Genomic DNA, 6646 nt, shown 5'->3' on the forward strand with positions numbered 1-6646 from the left:
TGCAAATTAGTCTTATACCACAAGGCTTTGATATGCATATTGGAAACTCCTTAGTTATTTGCAGGAGTCTCAAATGTTTCGTAACTTATTCAGTGTTTTGAAGTAATTTTTTATACTTTGAAATGACCAAAATATTCTTGTTTGAATAAGAATTAAAGTTGCTTTCAAAGCACCTGTTTTTTATACGTCTTTTCAAAAGGTGGGCAAATTAAAACCTTAGAGAAAAAAGAAAAAAGGAAACGGAAAAAGAAAAAAGATGGGAGAATGGTTCCCATCTTTTTTCTTATGTAGTTTTGTAAATATTGCGAGTATAGTTTGTGAGTAAAAGTACTCTTACGCCCCTTTGGCATTGATGGCTTTTAGCTTTCTTATAGCCACATTCTTAAGAGAATACAATTGTGACACTTCTATGTTAAGAATTTTAGCCATCTCATGATCAGTTTTTGCTTGGTATTTGATTCGATAATCCCAAAGAACAATCTCTTTAAATATTCTTGGCAGTTGTTTGAGATAAGTAGAAAGTATACGGTTCTTAACTGTAGGTTCATTAGAAGAATATTCATTAGATACTATGAGATCAAAAACATCATCTTTGCTAACAGCCACTGCGTCTCCGAACGTAATTTCTCTACCGCCCCTGCTAACGAACATAACCTTATCTAACGATTCTGCATAAGGATTAGTTCCGAATGGAGATTTCTCAAGCTGGGTTTCAAAAACCGACCTTAAGTAGCTTGTAAAACTACCATTGGAATTACTCCAATCAAATTGCTCAAACGATTCCGAAAGCAATAGGTAACCTTTTGCAATAAAATCTTCCAGCTTCTCAGAAGTATAGCCATAATTGTTAAGATAATAGTAATAATTATCAGTTGCTAACTGCTTGGCTAATTTCATATAAGCTGTAATCAATTGATCTCTGTAAACTAGCCATTCGTTTACCTGTTTGACTGAAGTACTTGAACCTTGAGATATCTCTTGTATAGTTGGAGATTGTTTCAATGATTTTCTTAGCTCTCGCATTACGGAAGTTAACTTAGCAATGTTACCCTTCTTTAATAGAAGAGTTTCTTGCTCTAATGATGGTGCGAGCTTGCTCCTCCCAAGAGGCCTACTTGGATTAAATCCTTTCTTTGCTTTTCGTTCTATATCCGGATCTAAGCCAACTGCCTTGAGAACATTATCCCAAAAACCGAAATAATCCCAAGCAATTCGCCAGAGCCTTGAATGGTTAATTTGCGCGTGTTTTGAATTTAGCGGTTCACCATTCTTTTTTAGCTCTTTAATGTGAGACATAATCTTGCTGACTACCTTTTCAGAAGACCATCTCTCGTATACCAATTCCCTCACACCCTTCTCTAAATAGTAAAATCCTATATTCAAAAAACTAACTTAAAAATACCTCAAGTAGCTTATATGGTTTTCAAAGAAACGAAACCTTACAAAACATTACTTTTTGTAGGTCTTAAAAGATTCAAATTATACTCTAAAACAAGACACTCGTCAATACCTTTTTGTTTTCTATCGGATAGGAACAGCTAACAAAAAATTATATATGGCATCTTGAAAAAAATATTCTTCGTCTACCCGTATTTTGGAAAAGCGTTTTTAATGCAAGCATCGATAAAAACCGCTAAGAAAATCAACCTATTTTAAGCTACCTCGATAGAGACAAGGATTCGTCAAGTCGAGGGATAATCGTAACAACAGACTAGAACGAGACCACTTCTCAGTATTCGAATCCGAAAGCTTAAAATAGGTTGATTTTTAGGTTTTTTGAGTAGTTTGCGATTTTTGTGTTACTTTTTCTAAAAAAGTAACAGCTAAAGAAAACTTAATTAATTTTTCAAAAGTAATATCTTATTTCAATATATCAACAATTTTTGTTTTGCTCGAAGAACCAGAGATTATGAAAATACTAGATTTAGGAATATTAAAATAATCTGATAAAAGTTCTATTAAGGCTTTATTGGCCTTTCCCTCTTTGGCTGGTGCAGATAATCTAACCTTTATAGAGCCGTTTTCCTTTTCTAAAACTTCATTTTCTTTAGAATTAGGAATGACTTTAACTATTAGCTTCATTTAACCTAAAAGATAATGAATTAAAGATTGCAGCAGCTGAATAACTATAATTGCAACTAGGGGCGAAAAATCTAGCATTGTTTTTTTCGGCAATATTTCTCTGATTGGACCAAGAATCGGATCTGTCAAATCTGTTATCAACTGAGTAAAACCATTATTTATTGAAAACCACGACAAAATCACTCTTATAAAAATTAAGAGGACCATTAACTCTGCAAATATATCAAACGTATTAATAATAAAAGTTTTCATACTAAAAATATTATATCTTAGATCCCCCGAATCTCAACTGTTTCAAAAAAAGGTTCTGCGGCTTTCTTAAATTCTAGAAGTTGCGGAATATGATAAGGCTTAACTTTTTCGTATTGTGGATCTAAAGTTTTGCCTGGCTTAAACTGTTGAATAAAATATTTTTTAGAACCCTTAAGCCATTTCCCTATTTCGATAATTTCATTTAAATCAACCAAACCAGGGACAACTGTTGTTCTAAACTCATAATCAACCTTAGAATTTTTAATAATCTCAACACTTTTTTTAATGACTGAGGAATCAACCTTAACATCCACAACTTTTTCATAAGAAGAAATTGATGACTTTATATCCATTGCAAAATAATCTATCAACTCATCTTTTATAATATTTTCTAATATTTCAGGATTAGTACCATTTGTATGCAATGCTGTCCTTAATCCTACATTTTTGATAGCCTGAACTATTTTTAAAAAATTATTATGGATTGTCGGTTCACCACCAAGTATAGTAACACCATCAAGCCATTTTTTCTTTTTCTCTAAATATCCGAATATTTCTTCGTCTTTAATGTCTTCTATTAAATGCGGACTTGTTATAAATTCCGGATTGTAACAATAATGGCAGCGAAAACTACATCCGGGTAAAAAAATAATGGTCGTTATTTTACCCGGCCAGTCTATTAAAGATGTTGGAATAAATCCTTTAATCCCCAACGACATATATTTATGCTCCGATTATTTCTTCTAAACTAGGAACCTGACCTCTGTAAGACTTTTTTTCAGTACCCTGTTCATCTGTAATAACAATAGAAGGCGTTGCCATAACATTATACATTGCAGCCTCTGATAAACCATTAGGCGTTTCAACATCAAACATTTCTATTTTAATCCCTTTATCTTTTAACTGAACTGCTAAATCTTTAGCAGGAGGACATTTTGGACATGAGTCTTTAGCAAAAATTTTAATCATAAGTATTTATCCTTAAAGTCGGTAATCACCTTTTTGACGAGCTTCAAGTTCAGCCTGTTTAGAAAGATTCCAATTATTAATAGGAGAATAATAACCAACAACTCTTGATATGCCATAAACATTATCAGAACCGCAAAAAGCACAGGTTGGGGAACTGCTATCGGATTGATGAGATAACTCATGCACTTCTTCTCTTGTTAAAATTTTAAGATTTGGTGTTTCCATACTATCCTCCTTTAAATATATTTATACTTTTTTTATTGATCCTGAGTCCATCATCTCAGCAATACTTTGATGAATAATTTTTTTGCATCCTCCGTCTGTACCATCTCCACATATTATATACTGATCATCTAAAGAAACATTATCCTGTGAACCTTTATAAAATGCTTCTGACTCAAAACCGCAATAAGGACATTGATACCATATTTTATTTTCGTTCTCTATTACATTCTTAACAAGACCTGGCTTATTTATAGTTCTTTTATAACCAGCACTAACCTTATTACAATCTTGGCAGAAAGTGAATTCTGGGGAAATTACTATTTGAGCACTAGATGTATTTTCCCACGTTCTCTTGATTAAAGCATATATGCTAGCCGGTGAAGGTCTCTGTTCTCCTAAAAATACATGCGTAATACAGCCTGCTTCAATAAGATTATTAAACTTACCCTGTTTCTCTATTCTTTCAATGATATCAACGGGTGCGTCTGCGGTTAGATGCACGCTATTTGTATAGTAAACAGTGCCCGATTCAATATCTCCTCTTACATAATCTTTGCTTTCCGGATATTCCTTAAGATCAACTTTTGCTAATCTTAGAGAGGTTGATTCTGCGGGTGTTTCTTCTAAAACTATTTTAAAACCAACTTCCTTTTCTAATTCTTTTGCTCTCAAGTACATAGCAGAAATAACTTTCAGGCCAAGCTTCAATGTATCTTCATCTTCATGAAGATCTCTGCCGTTAATATATTTTATACATTCATTAAGACCAATAACACCAATGATATAACTTGCCTCATCAAGATTAACATATGGTCTGTTATCCGCTGCGTTTTTACCTACTTGAGCCATTGGCCTTCCTGGCTCCATAAGTTTTTTTATGAATTCTTTTTTCTGTAAATGAGCCTTAGCAGCTACATCCATTGATTTAATGATTTCTTTAATTACTTCTTCTACGTCATGTCTTTTAGTTCTACCAGCCCTATAAGCAGCCTGGGGAAGATTAACAGTAACATTTTGAAAACCACAAAATCTCATACTTTCTGGATGCTCAATTACGTATTTATCAGTGACATTTGTTCTAAGCCTGCAGCACATCGAAAGATTAACCTTATCACGATCAAAAACAAAATAGGGTGTGCCATTTTCAGAAGAAATCTTACACGCATATTCCAAAAGCTCTTTCTGTTTAGGATCAGTAAATGATTTTTCGTCTACATGAAGATTCATCTTAGGAAAAGGAAATGGCTTGCCATCAGAATCTCCATCCCTCCATACATCCATCATGGCTTTTAAAAATCTTTGAGACTCTTCTTCATAATCCTTATAAGTCTTACCAGTATATTTTCCCTTAGGCCCTATAGCAGGAACATTTTCAAGATATTCAGGAATTCCCAAATGAACATTAAAATCTATAAATAAAGTTTGGCCTCCTCTAGAAAATGCATTTTGAGAACATGAGAAAATAAGATACTGAGCTTCTTGTTTCAATTCTGCATCAGTCTTACCCTCTAAATATGGGGCATAAAAAATATTCACATAGGTTAAGCCTAATGCGCCAGCATAATATGCCTGCATAGAGGCAAGAAATGTATTAATATGTCCGGTTAGAGTTGATGCAAATCTTGCAGGAGTAGAAGCAGTACTTAAATTATCTAATCTTAAACCATATTTTTTAATATATTCGATAGAGTGTGCTGAGCAATAAGCCCTTACCGGATATCCTAAGTCATGAAGATGTATTGAGCCTTTCATGTGCGCTTCAGCAATTTCTGGAGAAAATACTTCTTTTAGAGCGAATTGTTTCAGAATCGTCTCGGCAATACCTAAATTTACAGCCTCTGGGTTATTCGATTTTATGTTACTATTTTCTTTTGTATTCGAAAAAATTAACTGGTTGATATTATAAGTAGAAATACCAATCACTTCCTGTTTTTTTAGTTTTGCCTGGTATCCTCTTTCAAAAAGTTCATTATCAACCAATTCCCTCAGAAGGCTTACATTAATAGTTCTAATACCCGAAGATAAAACCTTTCTTTCCACTGCAAATGCAATGTCTTCTGCTTCTTTGTCTGATAGCTGTGCTTCTTTTATCAAAGCATCTTTAATTCTTTCCCTGTCCCAATTTAAAGTTTCACCTTTTGTCGGGGCAGATACCAAAAGATGTAAATCAGTTGAGTCTTTGTAATCATTGCTTTCCTTAACCACTCTAAGAATTTCATTCATCTTAAGTTGGTCCTCAGAAACTTTTTTATATTTTTCAAAATTCTTACCTATAATTTCCACTATCTCTTCTATGGCTTCCCTTGGTAACCCTGTATTCTCTACTTCTTTCACTAGGTATTGAAAAAGTCTTCTGTTTTCTATGGTCAATTTTTTGCCCCTTATATTAATTATTATTTATTGTAAGAAAATTGGTTAATCCTTAAATGAATATTTTTTCTTTTTTAAAGTTTGTAATTCTTCTTCAAAAGACTGCAAATCATCAAATGATTTATAAACGGAAGCAAAACGTATATAAGCCACTTTATCAATTTTCTTCAATGCTCTAATAACCAGCTCCCCAATCTTTTTACTTTTAATTTCAGTATCACAGGTTGATTGCAGCTTACTCTCAATATCAGAAACGGTTCTTTCTATCTGTTCGCGAGAAATTGCTCTTTTTTCGCATGATTTGAATATCCCGCTTTCAAGTTTATTTCGGTCATAAACCTCTCGACGACCATCTTTCTTTACCACTAAAAGATTTGTAAGTTCGACTCTCTCATAAGTTGTAAAACGACTTTTGCATTTCTCGCATTCTCTTCTTCTTCTAACAGCCTTAAAGTCATCAACATCTCGTGAGTCAATCACTTTTGTGTTATCAGAAAGACAGTTAGGACATTTCACCGTATTTCCTCCTTTTTAAAGTCGAGTATACACCTTTCTATTCTAAAATATCGATTGCCGAACAAGCTGTCAAGAACTTTTTTACCACAAGATATAGTATCACGACTACTTCTCTTAACACAATATATTGTATTAAAAATAATTTATCAATAACATGTACGCGTCACGCACATTTGAGACTCCGGAACAGTTTTTATTAAATAATCAATGGGTGAAATATTACCCAAAGATT

At 33.2% G+C, this 6646-nt stretch carries 8 protein-coding genes; all 8 read right to left on the bottom strand.

Annotated elements, in window-relative coordinates; translation table 11 throughout:
- Nucleotides 1-333: 333 nt before the first annotated feature.
- Entirely contained in the window at nt 334-1350 is a 1017-nt protein-coding gene (locus COX95_04910; protein ID PIZ85194.1) for a hypothetical protein, read from the bottom strand.
- 510 nt (nt 1351-1860) lie between these two features.
- Nucleotides 1861-2082 carry a hypothetical protein gene (locus COX95_04915; GenBank protein ID PIZ85195.1) on the bottom strand — a complete coding sequence of 74 codons (222 nt, stop codon included), beginning with the start codon at nt 2080-2082 and terminating at the stop codon, nt 1861-1863.
- A complete protein-coding gene (locus COX95_04920; GenBank protein ID PIZ85196.1) occupies nt 2083-2334 on the bottom strand; it encodes a YggT family protein in 252 nt (83 codons plus the stop codon). It abuts the gene before it with no gap.
- Nucleotides 2335-2351: 17 nt separating this feature from the next.
- The gene (locus tag COX95_04925) at nt 2352-3053 is read right to left on the bottom strand and encodes an anaerobic ribonucleoside-triphosphate reductase activating protein (protein PIZ85197.1); all 702 of its coding nucleotides are present in this window, start codon (nt 3051-3053) and stop codon (nt 2352-2354) included.
- Between the two features lie 4 nt (nt 3054-3057).
- Nucleotides 3058-3303, bottom strand: coding sequence for a hypothetical protein (locus COX95_04930; GenBank protein PIZ85198.1), 246 nt, complete (start codon nt 3301-3303; stop codon nt 3058-3060).
- Nucleotides 3304-3315: 12 nt separating this feature from the next.
- A complete protein-coding gene (locus COX95_04935; GenBank protein PIZ85199.1) occupies nt 3316-3528 on the bottom strand; it encodes a hypothetical protein in 213 nt (70 codons plus the stop codon).
- A gap of 21 nt (nt 3529-3549) precedes the next feature.
- Nucleotides 3550-5898: an anaerobic ribonucleoside-triphosphate reductase gene (gene nrdD / locus COX95_04940; protein PIZ85200.1), complete on the bottom strand. Its 2349-nt coding sequence runs from the start codon at nt 5896-5898 to the stop codon at nt 3550-3552.
- Nucleotides 5899-5943: 45 nt separating this feature from the next.
- Nucleotides 5944-6414 (bottom strand): transcriptional regulator NrdR, encoded by a 471-nt coding sequence (locus COX95_04945; protein ID PIZ85201.1) that lies wholly within the window; start codon nt 6412-6414, stop codon nt 5944-5946.
- Nucleotides 6415-6646: the final 232 nt, after the last annotated feature.

Source organism: bacterium CG_4_10_14_0_2_um_filter_33_32 (assembly GCA_002792735.1).
Classification (GTDB): domain Bacteria; phylum Patescibacteriota; class CPR2_A; order CG2-30-33-46; family CG2-30-33-46; genus CG2-30-33-46.